This window comes from Psychrobacter sp. Ps6 (genome assembly GCF_022129235.1).
Classification (GTDB): Bacteria; Pseudomonadota; Gammaproteobacteria; order Pseudomonadales; family Moraxellaceae; genus Psychrobacter.
This window is the reverse complement of record NZ_JADQAI010000005.1, coordinates 46,706-61,401: the sequence shown is the minus strand read 5'-3', so window position 1 is coordinate 61,401 and position 14,696 is coordinate 46,706. Positions and strand designations below refer to the sequence as shown.

General features: G+C 42.1%; 14 protein-coding genes. 7 read left to right on the top strand and 7 right to left on the bottom strand.

Annotated elements, in window-relative coordinates; genetic code table 11:
• From dnaX to I3255_RS07440, 5 genes are all read right to left on the bottom strand, one after another.
• A partial coding sequence (dnaX, locus tag I3255_RS07460; protein ID WP_238038262.1) for a DNA polymerase III subunit gamma/tau occupies positions 1 to 1,365 on the bottom strand: 1,365 nt, incomplete at its 3' end.
• Between the two features lie 151 nt (positions 1,366 to 1,516).
• Positions 1,517 to 3,049, bottom strand: coding sequence for a lysine--tRNA ligase (lysS, locus tag I3255_RS07455; RefSeq protein ID WP_238038261.1), 1,533 nt, complete (start codon positions 3,047 to 3,049; stop codon positions 1,517 to 1,519).
• 51 nt (positions 3,050 to 3,100) lie between these two features.
• Positions 3,101 to 3,490, bottom strand: coding sequence for a hypothetical protein (locus I3255_RS07450; protein WP_238038260.1), 390 nt, complete (start codon positions 3,488 to 3,490; stop codon positions 3,101 to 3,103).
• Between the two features lie 48 nt (positions 3,491 to 3,538).
• Positions 3,539 to 4,627 (bottom strand): peptide chain release factor 1, encoded by a 1,089-nt coding sequence (prfA, locus tag I3255_RS07445; RefSeq protein WP_238038259.1) that lies wholly within the window; start codon positions 4,625 to 4,627, stop codon positions 3,539 to 3,541.
• 240 nt (positions 4,628 to 4,867) lie between these two features.
• Entirely contained in the window at positions 4,868 to 6,013 is a 1,146-nt protein-coding gene (locus I3255_RS07440; RefSeq protein ID WP_238038258.1) for a beta-ketoacyl-ACP synthase III, read from the bottom strand.
• Positions 6,014 to 6,308: 295 nt separating this feature from the next.
• Between I3255_RS07440 and pnuC the strand changes: the two genes are divergently transcribed.
• From pnuC to creD, 4 genes are all read left to right on the top strand, one after another.
• On the top strand, positions 6,309 to 7,013 hold the full coding sequence (pnuC, locus tag I3255_RS07435) for a nicotinamide riboside transporter PnuC (protein WP_238038257.1): 705 nt from the start codon (positions 6,309 to 6,311) through the stop codon (positions 7,011 to 7,013).
• Positions 6,964 to 7,572 (top strand): ATP-binding protein, encoded by a 609-nt coding sequence (locus tag I3255_RS07430; protein WP_238038256.1) that lies wholly within the window; start codon positions 6,964 to 6,966, stop codon positions 7,570 to 7,572. Before pnuC ends, I3255_RS07430 begins: the two co-directional genes overlap by 50 nt.
• Positions 7,573 to 7,653: 81 nt before the next feature.
• Entirely contained in the window at positions 7,654 to 8,178 is a 525-nt protein-coding gene (locus tag I3255_RS07425; RefSeq protein ID WP_238038255.1) for a TIGR00645 family protein, read from the top strand.
• A gap of 174 nt (positions 8,179 to 8,352) precedes the next feature.
• Complete coding sequence (gene creD, locus I3255_RS07420) at positions 8,353 to 9,990, top strand: cell envelope integrity protein CreD (protein ID WP_238038254.1); 1,638 nt, start codon at positions 8,353 to 8,355, stop codon at positions 9,988 to 9,990.
• A gap of 118 nt (positions 9,991 to 10,108) precedes the next feature.
• On the opposite strand, the gene I3255_RS07415 is transcribed toward creD, so the two are convergent.
• Positions 10,109 to 10,792 carry a YetF domain-containing protein gene (locus I3255_RS07415; RefSeq protein ID WP_238038253.1) on the bottom strand — a complete coding sequence of 228 codons (684 nt, stop codon included), beginning with the start codon at positions 10,790 to 10,792 and terminating at the stop codon, positions 10,109 to 10,111.
• Positions 10,793 to 11,130: 338 nt separating this feature from the next.
• On the opposite strand from I3255_RS07415, the gene I3255_RS07410 reads away from it, so the two are divergent.
• Positions 11,131 to 12,042: a DMT family transporter gene (locus tag I3255_RS07410; protein ID WP_238038252.1), complete on the top strand. Its 912-nt coding sequence runs from the start codon at positions 11,131 to 11,133 to the stop codon at positions 12,040 to 12,042.
• 240 nt (positions 12,043 to 12,282) lie between these two features.
• Here I3255_RS07410 and I3255_RS07405 read toward each other — a convergent pair whose 3' ends face one another.
• On the bottom strand, positions 12,283 to 12,696 hold the full coding sequence (locus I3255_RS07405; protein ID WP_238038251.1) for an organic hydroperoxide resistance protein: 414 nt from the start codon (positions 12,694 to 12,696) through the stop codon (positions 12,283 to 12,285).
• A 165-nt stretch (positions 12,697 to 12,861) separates the two neighbouring features.
• On the opposite strand from I3255_RS07405, the gene I3255_RS07400 reads away from it, so the two are divergent.
• A complete protein-coding gene (locus I3255_RS07400; RefSeq protein ID WP_238038250.1) occupies positions 12,862 to 13,722 on the top strand; it encodes an AraC family transcriptional regulator in 861 nt (286 codons plus the stop codon).
• Positions 13,723 to 14,354: 632 nt separating this feature from the next.
• Positions 14,355 to 14,684 (top strand): hypothetical protein, encoded by a 330-nt coding sequence (locus I3255_RS07395; RefSeq protein WP_238038249.1) that lies wholly within the window; start codon positions 14,355 to 14,357, stop codon positions 14,682 to 14,684.
• The last annotated feature ends 12 nt before the right edge of the window (positions 14,685 to 14,696 follow it).

The window sequence follows — 14,696 nt, the reverse complement described above, 5'->3', positions numbered from 1 at the left end:
AGGCTCAACAATTGGCTCAGGACTAGTAGCTGAGTGTGCTACGCTATTATTTTGTCCAATAGAGTCATCTATGCTGAAGCTGTCATTATAAATGGGGCTTTGTAATTCATCATGATTTTGCACTTGATAGTCAATATCATAAGGCTGTAACGGCGCTGACGCTTCATGCGTAATAGCATTTGAAGGCGGTATCGAAGTAGTCGGCTCTATAGTTGCCGCTTCTGTAGAAGGAACCTTACTATCATAAGTGTTACTCAACACCTCATCGACAGGCAATGGGCGAAATGCTAGTAATCGCAAAATACACATCTCAAGCGCTTGCATAGGCGTACTAGCAAGCTTGACACCCTCACGTGCCTGCACAACAATCTCATAATACAATTGCAAGACATCAGGGCTGATATGCTGGGCAAGCGTATAAATATCTTTTGCCTGCGCCTCATTGACGTTGAGAGCGACCTCAGGCAACAGTTGGGTCAATGCCAATTGATGTAACAGTTCAGCAAGCCCATCAAACATACTAGTCGCATCGACCATTTGCGCACGCATTTGCTCAATATGAGCCGCGACGGCAGACTTGTCGTGATTATAAATATCTGTAATCAAACGTACTAAGTCAGCGGCGTCGATCAGACCAAGCATCGCATTGACAGTCGCATCATCCAATGCGCCTTGACCAAAAGCAATAGCCTGATCTGTCAAGGATAAAGCATCACGCACAGAGCCTTTAGCAGCACTTGCCAGCTGCCAAATGGCAGGCTGAGTATACCCAACCTGTTCTTGGGTTAGAATATTTGCTAAATGCTCGCTAAGTAACGTTTGCGGTAGTGGACGCAGTACGAACTGCAAGCAGCGCGAAATAATCGTGATCGGTAGTTTTTGTGGATCAGTGGTCGCTAGCAAAAACTTTACATGCTCAGGTGGTTCTTCTAACGTTTTGAGAAGCGCATTAAAGCTGTGGGTCGACAGCATATGCACTTCATCAATCAAATAAACTTTATAACGGCCTTGGCTTGGCGCATAAGGAACGTTGTCTAACAACTCGCGTGTGTCTTCAACCTTGGTACGAGAGGCGGCATCAATCTCAATAAGATCAATAAAACGCCCTTGATCAATCGCCACACAATTATCACAAACCCCGCACGGTGTGCTAGTAATACCCGTATCACAGTTCAAGCATTTAGATAAAATACGCGCAATCGTTGTTTTACCCACACCGCGGGTACCAGTAAACAGATACGCATGATGCAGGCGGTTATAATCAATCGCATTAATCAGCGCTTGCGAGACATGCGTCTGCCCAATCAACTCATGAAAGTTTTTGGGTCGGTATTTGCGAGCTAAAACTTGATATTGCTGCGACATAGCTATCCATTGTGCCAAGTGGTTAATATTCTTATTTTTAATACGGTTTTTCGGTATTTATTATAGCAAAAAGCCAGCGCATTCGTCTGGCTTCTTGCTGATTTGATTATGACTCAGCCGCGCTTAATAAGCGACTTTGTTTAACGACTCATTAATCATTTTTGCGGCGCATGTGTGGGAATAAAATCACATCACGGATACTGGCTGAGTCAGTAAACAGCATCACTAGACGATCAATACCAATACCTTCGCCTGCTGTTGGCGGCAGACCATAAGACAAGGCTTCGATATATTCTTCATCAAAATGCATCGCTTCATCATCGCCTGCGTCTTTTTCAGCAACTTGACCACGGAAGCGCTCCGCCTGATCCGCTGGATCATTAAGCTCGCTAAAACCATTCGCCAACTCACGACCACCAATGAATAACTCAAAACGATCGGTAATTTCAGGATTGTCATCACTACGGCGCGCAAGTGGTGATGTCTCAGCTGGATACTCAGTGATGAACGTTGGTTGGCGCAATTGATGCTCGGCGGTTTCTTCAAAGATGATGGTTTTGAGCTTACCCACACCAAACACGTCTTTCACTTGCTGCTTGAGCGTGTTAGCGACATAATCAGCCAAATACTCACGATCATCAATGCGGCTCATATCAAAGCCTTCAGCATATTGGGCAATCGCATCAGACATAGATAGACGAGCAAACGGTGCTTTTAGACTGATGGCTTCTTCTTGATAGATAATCTCTGTCGTGCCCAATACGTCAGTTGCCAACTGATTGAACATACGCTCAGTCAAATCCATCAAATCATGATAATCAGCATAAGCTTGATAAAACTCAATCATGGTGAATTCTGGGTTGTGGCGAGTTGAGACACCTTCATTACGGAAACTACGGTTAATCTCAAATACGCGCTCAAACCCACCAACGACCAAGCGCTTGAGATAAAGTTCAGGTGCAATACGTAGATACAATGGCATGTCTAAAGCATTATGATGTGTCTCAAATGGACGAGCGACTGCGCCACCTGGAATCGGATGCATCATTGGCGTTTCAACTTCCATAAAACGCTCATTAAGCATAAATTGACGAATGCCACTGACGATTTGGCTGCGAACCATAAAAGTATCACGAGTCGTCTCATTGGTCATCAAATCAAGATGGCGATTGCGATAGCGCGCTTCTACATCTGCTAGGCCATGGAATTTGTTTGGCATCGGGCGTAGCGATTTAGTTAGCAGCGTGATCTCTTCAATATGCACATATAAATCGCCTTTGCCCGAGCGGCCGATATATCCTGAAACACCAACGATGTCACCCAAATCTAGCGACTTAATACTTGCACGCGTCTCGTCATCAAGCTCTTTACGTGCCACATATAACTGGATACGGCCCGTCATGTCTTGAATTACGATAAATGAGCCACGGTTGAGCATGACACGACCTGCCACATTTACCTGTGTCTTTTCACCATTCGCGACTTTTTCTTCGATTTCTTGTTTTGACACACCATCAAAAGCCGTTTGCAAATCTTGCGCATAATCCGTACGTTTAAAAGTATTCGGATACGGCTGTTTTCCTGATGCGCTGATATCGTCTAGCTTGGCTTGCAGCTGTGCAATCAGCTCATTGGTATCTTGCACTGGAGTTTGGTCTTGATTTTGATTATTGGCTTTTGACATAACACTCTCAAATGTTGATAAGTTAGTTTTTATATTTAAAAATTTATAAGATTAATCTACGCACAAAAATCCTTTAGCAACGCCGCCCTCAATAGTTTGACGGCAACCAAAAGGGTTATCATTGGTGGCACAGGTTCCGGTTACGTTTGCCGTGCCAGCTTCAATAGCAGTGTCCGAATTGGTACATTTGCCTTGGCACTCAGAACTGTCGCTACAAGATTTTCCTGCATCTGAAAACTGTTGTACACAGCGATAGGCTTGTAGTCGACCTTCTTTGGTGTACTCACCGCCTTTTACAAGGCATTCTTTTGCCAGCATCTCTACGCTTTTGGATGCAGAATTGGCATTATTTTGTTCTTCTGTCATTGCTGGTGTCTGACAGGCAGATATAAATAATAAGGAAAACAAACCCATAAAAAATAAAGCTAAGCGATTATTCATAATTTTTCTTACCTTTAAGATATGGACTTACTGACTATTGGAAAACAATTAGTCACCGCCGATGCTGGCCATCAAGTCAGCCTGATGCTCACGTAACAGTGCATCAAGAATCTCATCTAAATCACCTTCCATGATAGAGTCAAGCTTATATAGCGTTAAGTTGATACGGTGATCGGTCATACGACCTTGTGGAAAATTATAAGTACGGATACGCTCTGAGCGGTCGCCACTACCGACCAAGTCACGACGTATAGAATCCGCTACGTCGACCTGCGCTTGCACTTTGGCTTGCTGGATTTTAGAGACCAGCATTTTCATCGCATGCGCACGGTTTTTGTGCTGACTACGCTCTTGCTGACACTCTACCACAGTACCCGTCGGAATATGCGTCAAACGTACGGCTGAGTCAGTGGTGTTCACGTGCTGACCACCCGCACCGCTTGAGCGAAAAGTATCCATTTTGATATCGGCAGGATTGATATCAACGGTATCATCGATTTCAACTTCTGGCATGACCGCAACCGTACAAGCTGACGTATGCACGCGACCTTGGCTTTCGGTTTCAGGGACACGCTGTACGCGGTGAGCGCCAGATTCAAACTTTAAACGTCCATATACGCTATTACCCGACACGCGAGTGATGATTTCTTTATAACCACCATGCTCACCTTCATTTGCAGAGAGCACTTCTAGTGTCCAACCTTGACTCTGCGCGTATTTTTGATACATACGGAACAAGTCACCAGAGAAAATCGCTGCTTCATCGCCGCCCGTACCTGCGCGAATCTCCAAGAATGCTGGCACCTTATCGTTAGGATCTTTTGGTAGCATCATGACATTAAGCGCTTCTTCCATCTCTATGATGGTATCACGCGCCGTCTCAATTTCGTCTTGCATCATCTCTTTCATGTCAGGATCTGTCGCGTCAGCTAGCATCGCCTCAGCGTCGGCCTGATCCGTTTCTGCGCCCAAATAGTTCTGCCATAAGGTCGTGATATCCATCAAGTCGCTGTGCTCGACAGACAATTCGCGAAATTTATTATTATCACTGATGACACTAGGATCGGATAACAAGGCGGTGACCTCTTCATAACGGTCTACCATCTGGTCTAAACGCAGGCGTAAGGATTCTTTCATAAAAGGACTTTTAATTGGATAAGAGGAATAAGCCCGTGATTATAGCAAATTTTTTGGGGTAAATTAAAACCTCTAATCATTCTTCTCAATATTCTGAGCAATCTTGTCACTATACTCTCAAATATCTCTACTTATTCTTAAATAAAGATACTTGGTTCTGATATCAAGATTAGTAGACAAAAAAATAGCTAAGAAGACTCTCAGCTATTTTTATCTATATAAAGGTGTCGTATTGAGACGTTAGACTTTGCGAACCAATACTGAGCCAATAGAGTAACCCGCACCAAATGAGCAAATAACACCCAAATCACCTGATGCCAGCTCATCTTTATAGCGATGGAATACAATCATAGGGCTTGCTGAGCTGGTATTAGCAAATTCAGCAATGACGCTTGGAACAATCGCTTTATCTGCTTCTTTACCGATGACAGTGCGTAAAATCAAATCTAGCATATTGGCATTAGCTTGATGTAGCCACATCATCTTAACATCAGAGGTCGGTATATCATTTTCTTGTAGATGTTCAGTGATAACCTCAGATACCTTTGGACAGACTTCACGGAATACTTTGCGACCATTTTGCAAAAACAGTTTATCAGTGACCGGCGCTTTGATGTCTGGATACATTTCAGTCTGCGCGGCTAGATACTCTGAGCGATCCATAAAGCCATATTCGTTTTTGATATTGGTCGAAAACTGAGTAAACAGTTTAGCGTTTAGAATCTCATAACCCTTTGGTGTGTCTAATTCTTCAACAATAGAAGCTGTCGCCACATCACCAAAGATAAAGTGGCTGTCACGGTTGCGCCAGTTTAGATGCGCTGAAGTGATCTCAACATTAACCACAGCGATACGCTTAGCCAGACCAGAAACGATAGAGCCATGCGCTTGCGATAAACCAAACGTTGCAGCACTACAAGCAACGTTCATATCATAAGCAAACCCGCCAACCATCCCAATCTCATTTTGAATTTCGATGGCAACCGCTGGATACGTACGCTGAAAGTTTGAGCAAGCAAGGATGATACCATCTAGATCGTTGGCCTCAAGTCCAGCATCAGCCAATGCATCTTTTAACGCAGCCGCGCCCATTTCTGCCATCACAGAAAGCTCTTCGCCTAAGTTACGATAGGCAATAACTGGTGCCATGATTTCAGGGTCTAAAATACCGTCTTTTTCCATCACATAACGTGATTTGATCCCAGATACTTTTTCGATAAAAGCGGCTGAAGAAGGCTGAAGTGCTGTAACAGTCTCTGCTGCTATCTCATCAGCATGCTTTGCATTATAATTTTCAACATACTGGTTAAATGATTCTACTAACTCTTCGTTACTGATGCTGTAAGGTGGGATATATAGGCCTGTGCCTGTGATACAAGTCGTCATGATACGCTTCCTTGTCTACTACTGTGGTGCTTGGAATAAGCATAAAAGTGAAAAATAATAGCCATTCAGTTTCAGTGAATAACTGTAAACTTAAAATCAGTGTGTTTATTATGCCTGAATATTATAATTTTTCTAATACTTTGTTACAAATAATCTGTTTCTTGCCATAAATTAGCAAAGACTGGCGTCCTTTTGCGGTAGCTACGTTATAATTGACATCATTTTATTCTGTATTATTCATCGAACTATCTTAATTATTCAGAACATTGATACACGCTCACACTTAGGAATGCTAATGGCAGAACTTCTCAACTGGTTATTTGGTCAATATGCGGACTACTCTACGATATTCATCATTCTTGAACTGATTGCCGTTATCTTTGGTGTGGTTAGCGTATTGCTTGCCAGCAAAACCAATATATTAGTCTTCCCTATCGGTCTGGTCAGCACTGCTATATTTGTGTATTTACTATGGAAGTGGCAGCTGTTTGGCGATATGTTCATCAATGCCTACTATACGGTGATGAGTTTATATGGTTGGATTAACTGGTCAAAAAACAAAAAGAATCAGTCTATAGAGACTCATGAGTCAAACAACGTCCGTATTGAGCACTTACATGCAGGCGATATACCTATCTTGTCTGCTTTGGCAGTAGGAACCATGTCGTTTGTGGCGCTGATATATTATTTCCGTCCAGTGATTAATAATGGCTTTAGCTTTGATGGTGCCGTTCTTGGTGTGCATTTATTCACTTGGGTTGATTATACCGACATGCTCACTACAGCTTTGTTTCTAATGGCAATGTGGCTTATGGCAAGGCGCAAAATTGAGCATTGGATACTATGGATCATTGCTGATGCGATATCGGTACCACTATACTTTTATAAAGGCTTTACTTTTACCGCGCTACAATATGTAGTCTTCACTCTCATCGCAATCTGGGCATATTATGAATGGCAACGACGCTACCGTATACAACCTCAAGCAGCATACGCCTGAATCTGTCATTACTGTCGCGGTTTTGGGCGCAGAAAGTACGGGGAAGACGACCCTATGCCGTGATTTGGCAGCGCATTTCGATAGTCTGTGGGTGTCAGAATATATGCGTACTTACTTGCAAGCGAAGTGGGATGATGAGCAGCTGACTTGTACATGGGATGACCTGCTACCTATCGCACAAGGTCAGATAGCGTCAGAGAACAAACTGGCCAAACAAGTCACCCAAACGTCTGATAAAAACCGCTATTTGTTTTGTGATACCAGTCTGTTTGAGCTGATGGTCTACTCTCATTGGTATTATGGCGACTGCCCTGCCGCTCTTGAGCAAGCAGCATTGGCGCATCATTATGACTTGGTACTATTAACTGAGGTTGATATACCATGGGTGGCTGATGACCTGCGAGACAGTCCGCACCAACGTGATGAGATAAGCGCCTATTTTGCCAGTCAATTAAACAAGCATCAAAAACCTTTTCAGCGTATTAGTGGCGATAGAAAAGAACGTATCCGGCAAGTAGTAGCGCAGCTTACTGATATAGCCAACATATCGAACGACTAAAGCTAGATTTAATAATGCCCATAAACTTACCTATATTTATATCTTTAAAAATTTTTTGTATTTGAAACTGAAGAGATACCCATGCTAAAGAAGTTTGAGCTTTACTTAGAAAAAACCATATTTAATAGCCGCTGGATACTGGCACCTTTTTATCTAGGATTGGTGTTAGGTATTATTTTATTATTCATTAAGTTTGTCCAAAAGCTATGGTATATGTTCGCTGATATTTTTATAGCCTCTGAGGCCAGCGTGATCGTAGACATACTGGTATTGGTTGATATCTCGCTGGTTGCCAGCTTATTGCTCATCATTATATTCAGTGGCTACGAAATTTTTGTCTCAAAAATCGACACTGGCACCCATGATGATCGTCCTAGCTGGATGGGAAAGGTGGATTTCTCAGGCTTAAAACTAAAAGTCATCGGAGCGATTGTCGCTATTTCGGCGATTGATCTTCTGAAATCCTTTATGGATATCTCCAGTGATATGAGTGAACTTGATGCTGACAAGCTCATGTGGAAAGTTGTTATTCACATGACCTTTGTATTGTCTGGCTTGTTATTCGCTATTATGGATAAAGTCGTTGGCGATACCAAAAAGCATTAATACTCAAAAAACACTGATTCAAAAATATTGACTCAAAAATCCTGATACCTACCCTTTCACACTCTTTTCATAGTTCCTGCACATTTTCTCTTTATGCCCTCCCTATGATGTTTTTTAAAGCCACAGCCTGCTATCTCTGCAGCTGTGGATTAAAGACACGTAGGAGGCGACAACATGCAAAAAACATTATTGACTAAGTTATCCATCATTGTAGTACTTTGTATTGTCTTTTCGATTGGACTCACTATGATTAGCGATATCATATATGAGAGGCAATACTACGCAGCGTCAGTGATAAAAGAAATCACTCAGCAGCATGTCAATCCACAAGAAGTCATTAATCCATTTATCGCCATCCCTACGACAGTCACACCAGCATGTCAGGCAAATGCATCTGATACGCCAAATGTAAATAGCAAATGTGAACCGTCATACTCGAAGATTGAGACGATTTTTGCCTCTCAGACGCAGGCTGCACAAAACCTAAAAGTAAGCACAGACACTTATAAGCGCGGTATCTATAGTGCTACTAGCTATAATGGTCAGCTGACATTCGATCAGAGTTATACGTTTGCAGATACTTTAGAAAATTTAGATCAGGCTGGCACTACAATTGACGATGATGCAGATTCAGTCGGTATATCTTCTAATGCAGATAAGACACAGCCAGCCAAAACCATTACCCACTGGAATAAGGCAAAACTGATCATTCCTGTGTCTGATTTACGCGGTGTCGCTACCCTGCCTGCCGTCACAATCAATCAAAAATCGATTGCAGCGAGCTATCCTCAGATACCAATGATAGAGAACTTGACCTATGTTGAAGTCAATATTCCTGAAGACGTATTGGCTCAATTAATCAATCCTACTAGCCAGCAGAATAAAGAGACCCTCGTTGCCACAGGCGCAATGGATAAAAACCCAGATAAATCAGAGGTAGATCGCCAACCATCTAACCCCAAAGACAATCAAACGCTCAAGATTACGATCGATTTGCCCTTATCTGGTATTAGCAATTTGACGACGGTGCCTACTGGGCAGAACTTTACGCTGTCTATGCACAGTGATTGGCAAACACCAAACTTTATCGGCAAGGCGCTACCAAACACTAAAAGTATTACCGATGAAGGGTTTGATGCCAGTTGGCAAAATCAGTATCTGACCGTCGCCAACAATCAATCTCTCTCCCAATGTATCAGCACGCCTAATCATTACTGCACCATCATCAATCAACCCACTCTCAATCCCGATAGCCAGTCGTACAACCCTAATTCGTTTGACTCATCAAGAGGGATGACAGCAGACAGTGCGGCGGTAGCTGGTAGCAATCAAAGCTTTCTGCTAAACAGCTTTGGAGTTAGTTTCGCGAGTCCTAATGATGTCTACCTACAAACTGAACGAACCATGAAGTATGCCCTGCTATTAATTTTGGTATCGTTCGGCACTTTCTTTTTATTTGAAGTGCTTAAATCCAGTCGCATTCACCCTATTCAGTACCTGCTCGTTGGCTGCGCGTTATTTGTTTTTTATGTCCTATTGCTACCACTTGCTGAGCAAATCGTCTTTTGGCAAGCATATACTATAGCCGCTAGCGCGTGCGTGGGACTTATTGGTTGGTATAGCTACTATATATTTGGCGGTTTGAAACGGGCTTTAATCTTTACCGCAACACTCGCCGGGCTATATGCTGCCTTTTTCGGCATTCTAAGTACAGAAGATCTCAATCTATTACTGGGCGCGATATTCTGCTTTATGGTACTTGCCTGCGTCATGGTGATGACTCGCAAACTCGACTGGTACAAAGTTACATAAGTGATATAAGCCACTCGCTGTATGAAGAAAGCCACATAAACTGATAATAGTTTGAAATAATGCTGCCTTAGCTTAGTTGATAAGGCAGCATTATCGTTATATTAGCCTAGTCGTTACACTACTTGACTATCTGATTGTTTAACGCTTTAGCCCAGTTATTGCAATTATCCTCGCAGCGTGGGCAGCATTGATTAGGGTCAGAGATTTCATCAACGTAACCGCAATACATACAAGCATAGTAAACCCCTGCTTCTACTTGCTCGACCGGTTGGTATTGCTTGGGGAAAAGCGGCATCCCGTAGTCTGTTTTTTCAGAGGTGTGCAATAAAATACTAAAATTGCCATCAGCTTCGAGCAGACCGACACGAACTTGCCCTAAATGCTCAACCCCTTGTTGGCGCATTTCAGCAAAAAATTCATCGTGTGACATTTTGCCTTTTTTAATCTTATCCAATACCAGCATGCTATCTTCTACGATATAAAGTGATTTGCCTTCCAACAAGTCTTCAAAAGGCTGCCATTTCATCATAACCCATGTGCAGATTCGGTAAAGAATAATGACTGAACCCATGATCAGTACCGCTTGGATAATGGGCAGGTCTTCGGTGAACATAGGATCACCTGCAATAGAGCCAAGTGATAGGATAATGGTCAGTTCGAAAATAGAGAGCTGACGGACACCCCGCTTACCAGTAAATCGTAAAAATGTGATAATTAATACAAACATTACAGTGACACGTATTAAAATTTCTACGGCAAACAACCAAGTTGTGTCATAAATAAAAATACTTGCCCAATCCATATTCTCGTTTCCAATTTATTTATCTGATGTATTGTGTTTAATGAATGTTGTTCTAATAGTTCATTTGATACGACGGACGCACATCATCCCTATTTTTAGACCTTATCGTCAATACAACTATCGTTATTCTGATTTAAAAGAGACTTTTTGCCATAAGTACGACAGAATATCCTGTCCTGTGAGGGTTGCCCTACGAACCATAAATTGAATTAATCAGTTATGAATCTATTATCTTTGCTAAGAAATAAGCGTTCGTTATAACAGCGTATCTCAAGACCCAAAACTAAAATCCTATGCCTGCTGATTTTATGCTCCCTTATTCATTGTAGGAATTATTTTTGAAAGCTACTGTTTATACTATTATTGCGTTGATCGCATTTGCCGCAAATTCCCTGTTTTGCCGGATGGCACTAGCAGAAGGCTATATAGATGCTTGGAGCTTTACGGTCATTCGTCTGCTCAGTGCGGCTGTCTGCTTAGTGTTTATCATGACGATTCACGCCTACAGACTACAGCGTCAAGCACTCGCCGCTGACAAGCCTTCTATTGATGCTATCTTAAATGACAAAGGTAGTTGGCTCAGTAGTGTCAGCTTGGTCATTTACGCGTTATGTTTTTCGATTGCATATGTAGAGCTTGATACTGGCACTGGGGCATTGATTTTGTTTTCGGCGGTTCAGCTGACGATGATTGGCTGGGGTATCTACAAAAAAGAACAGCTCAGCACACTACAGTGGTTAGCGTTTGTCGTTGCAGTGGCGGGGTTTGTATATCTGATGTTGCCATCAGCTGCCATGCCGTCGACATTGGCGGCAGCGTTAATGGCTATGAGCGGTATAGCCTGGGGAGTATACAGCATACGCGGTAAATCATGCATCTCACCGCTACGAGCGACAGGGTTTAATTTTGTGCGAAGTTTGGTAGCCGTTCCGATACTACTGCTGGTGGGCCTAATGTATCTGGATGAAATGGGCTTAAAAAACATTAGCTTAGAAAGCATTACCAGCGAAGGGATATTGCTTGCCTGTGCGTCAGGAGCGATCGCATCAGGGATGGGCTACAGTATCTGGTATACTGCAATGCCATTATTAAAGAACACGCAAGCGGCTATTGTTCAGCTATGCGTGCCTGTGATTGCGACTGTACTAGGCGTGATATTTTTATCTGAGCAATTAACGTTACCATTTATTATTGCCAGTGCAGTCATTTTAGGTGCAGTCTTGGTCTTTACCTTAAATAAAAAAGTGTAAGCCTAGGGCTTGTCACTACTTTAAAAATGGTAATAAACGTTTGAATTAGGGACACGCCCTAGTACGGTGATTACTTATGATGCTCTATCACTAGCTCGGCTAATGACAAAAGTTTCGCGCTACTATTCTATTCTACTAGATAGCATAAAACCGCCCTGATTTATAAAAATCGGGGCGGTTTTGTGTAAGCTATCATATTGAATTAATGATTCGCTCGCTACCAGTAAAAGCTAAAAGCCTTTAAATAACGTTCACTTCTAAGCGGACATCTACATTGCCACGAGTGGCATTAGAATATGGGCACACCTGATGTGTGGCTTCGATCAACTGTTGTGCCTGCGCTTCGTCAACACCCGATACTTCAACGTGCAACTCTATATCCAAGTTGTAGCTACCATCTGCTTTCATACCGATACCGACTTGGGCAGAGGTTTTAGAAGCGGTAACAGGCAATTTCATGTGCTGTGCTGTCATGCTCAAAGCGCTATCAAAACAAGCGGCATAACCCATGGCAAAAAGCTGTTCTGGGTTAACGCCTTCTTTATCTTGTTCTTGAAAAGATACCAAGTCAAATCCTAACGAACCATCGTCTAACCCAGTATGGCCAGAACGTCCACCAGTAGCAGTTGCGCGTGTTTTATAAAATATTTTCATGATCTATAATTCCTTATCTATATTATTAGAGGTTGTGCTTACGCTGTTGCGATAAGACTATTATAGAATCGCTGGCAGTTATCCGTTAGAACAGACCTCTATAACTCTTGCCTAATCCTATAAATTTTTATACTATCAGTCAGTCTTATAACACAAGCTATCCTCATGAATCAAGAAACCATAGACCGACTTCTTAATATACTGCCTAGGAATCAAACCCTCGAATCTGCTGTCTCAGGGCTATTTTTTTACTGTGCCGATAAACCAAGCAAAGCTGTTAGCTATATCCAAGAGCCAAGCATCTGCATTGTCTTGCAAGGCGAGCGTGAGATTTACTTAGGAGCAGACTGCCAAAGATTCAGTAATAGCCATTTGATGTTTTGTCCTGTCAATATTCCGCTGAGCATGCATATAAAACATGCCTCAGTAGAGAATCCTGTTATCGTCTTATCTATGAAATTAAATCTCGCCATGATTAGGGAGATATTGGCACAAACACCCTCTAAAACACCCACAGCAAATGGTCATTTAGGCATAAAGTGGCCGTTAGATGATGCAATAATGGCGGCATTTGATCGATTGATACGCTTGCTTGATTATCCAAACGATATTGAATTTTTGGCGTCACTGATTCAGCAAGAAATATATTATCGACTACTCTCAGCGGAGCAAGGTAACAAGCTTAGGCAGTTGGTCGTTGATGGTAGCCATACACACCGTATTGCCCAAGCCACTGACTGGATCAAGTCACATTTAAATGAGCCTATTATGGTAGAGAGTCTAGCCAGTAGATGTGGTATGAGTGTCTCAGGGTTTCACCAGCACTTCAAAGAAATCACCCAGTTGAGTCCACTACAGTATCAAAAAAGCTTAAGATTAATGGAAGCAAAACGATTGATTAAGATACACGGGCAAGGAGCACAAATATCGCAAATAGCCATGCAAGTTGGCTATGAAAGCCCCAGTCAATTTAGCCGGGAATACAAGCGGCTGTTTGGAGTCAGTCCAAGCAGTGAGCTAATGTGATAACTGCCTCATCATGTATACCTATAGTGGCAAGATTTTATTATCGTTGTGATGGTAACTCTGAGACTTATCGAGTTTGGCATAACAGACTCAACATCAGGCCTACCTCCCTTATCTTGACCAACTTCAAGCGCTTATCAACGTGAGGTATATGACGCCTTTAGAGCAAAACCATCTCTGCAGCATACTTACAGAACGATTCAATGAATTGATCATTTATTTACCGCCACAGATTAGTGATTGATCAACTATCCTTCGAGTACTTTCTAGCGCTGTTATCTTGTGTCTACAAGAGCTCATCTGAGTATCGAGATATCTACTGATATAGTTAATTCAGTCTAAAAGAGATACAAGGCAACCGAGCGCAGATGTATATGTGATACTTCAAGTGAGGTTAACGCTATAACTGTTTCATAGAGGATTGACTATAAATAGGTTTTAAGGCAAATATCTACTTAAAATATCTCTATATTTTCTTATTTTTTAGCCAAAAGAAATTTGTTATTTGAATAAAAAAACAGTTGACTCACCAATATATTCGTATTATAACATATAATATATATTCAAAATTTTGGATATATAGCGTAGTTTTCTTTACGTATGTTTATCGAAAAGCTTGGGGAGGAAATGACATGATTCGTTTAAGCTACACTCTCAAATGCTGGGCGCTAGGTATCACTTTTTTTTCAGTGTTCTATTTTATGGTCGTCATGAGTGACCCAGGCTTTAGCAAATATATCTATATGTTAGCCCTTAGCACTCTACTCTTCCCCATCGCCAAGCGTGCAGTGGATGTGATGACAGATTTTTTTACCCCAGATCTCGAGCTATTTAATGGATTGCTGCCGTCAATTCTGATTAATGTGGTGATTTGGATACTCACACCATTTATCGTAGCACTGACATTGATTGCTTTCATGCTTTATAGTATGGGCGTGCTCACAGAAAAGATGAGTCATTAAAACCTACTTAAA

What these genes read in the sequence shown, in the direction of transcription:
- lysS (WP_238038261.1), bottom strand. Translation starts at nt 3,049, where the DNA reads ATGTCAAAAGCCAATAATCAAAATCAAGACCAAACTCCAGTGCAAGAT.
- I3255_RS07450 (WP_238038260.1), bottom strand. Translation starts at nt 3,490, where the DNA reads ATGAATAATCGCTTAGCTTTATTTTTTATGGGTTTGTTTTCCTTATTA.
- prfA (WP_238038259.1), bottom strand. Translation starts at nt 4,627, where the DNA reads ATGAAAGAATCCTTACGCCTGCGTTTAGACCAGATGGTAGACCGTTAT.
- I3255_RS07440 (WP_238038258.1), bottom strand. Translation starts at nt 6,013, where the DNA reads ATGACGACTTGTATCACAGGCACAGGCCTATATATCCCACCTTACAGC.
- pnuC (WP_238038257.1), top strand. Translation starts at nt 6,309, where the DNA reads ATGGCAGAACTTCTCAACTGGTTATTTGGTCAATATGCGGACTACTCT.
- I3255_RS07430 (WP_238038256.1), top strand. Translation starts at nt 6,964, where the DNA reads ATGAATGGCAACGACGCTACCGTATACAACCTCAAGCAGCATACGCCT.
- I3255_RS07425 (WP_238038255.1), top strand. Translation starts at nt 7,654, where the DNA reads ATGCTAAAGAAGTTTGAGCTTTACTTAGAAAAAACCATATTTAATAGC.
- creD (WP_238038254.1), top strand. Translation starts at nt 8,353, where the DNA reads ATGCAAAAAACATTATTGACTAAGTTATCCATCATTGTAGTACTTTGT.
- I3255_RS07415 (WP_238038253.1), bottom strand. Translation starts at nt 10,792, where the DNA reads ATGGATTGGGCAAGTATTTTTATTTATGACACAACTTGGTTGTTTGCC.
- I3255_RS07405 (WP_238038251.1), bottom strand. Translation starts at nt 12,696, where the DNA reads ATGAAAATATTTTATAAAACACGCGCAACTGCTACTGGTGGACGTTCT.
- I3255_RS07400 (WP_238038250.1), top strand. Translation starts at nt 12,862, where the DNA reads ATGAATCAAGAAACCATAGACCGACTTCTTAATATACTGCCTAGGAAT.
- I3255_RS07395 (WP_238038249.1), top strand. Translation starts at nt 14,355, where the DNA reads ATGATTCGTTTAAGCTACACTCTCAAATGCTGGGCGCTAGGTATCACT.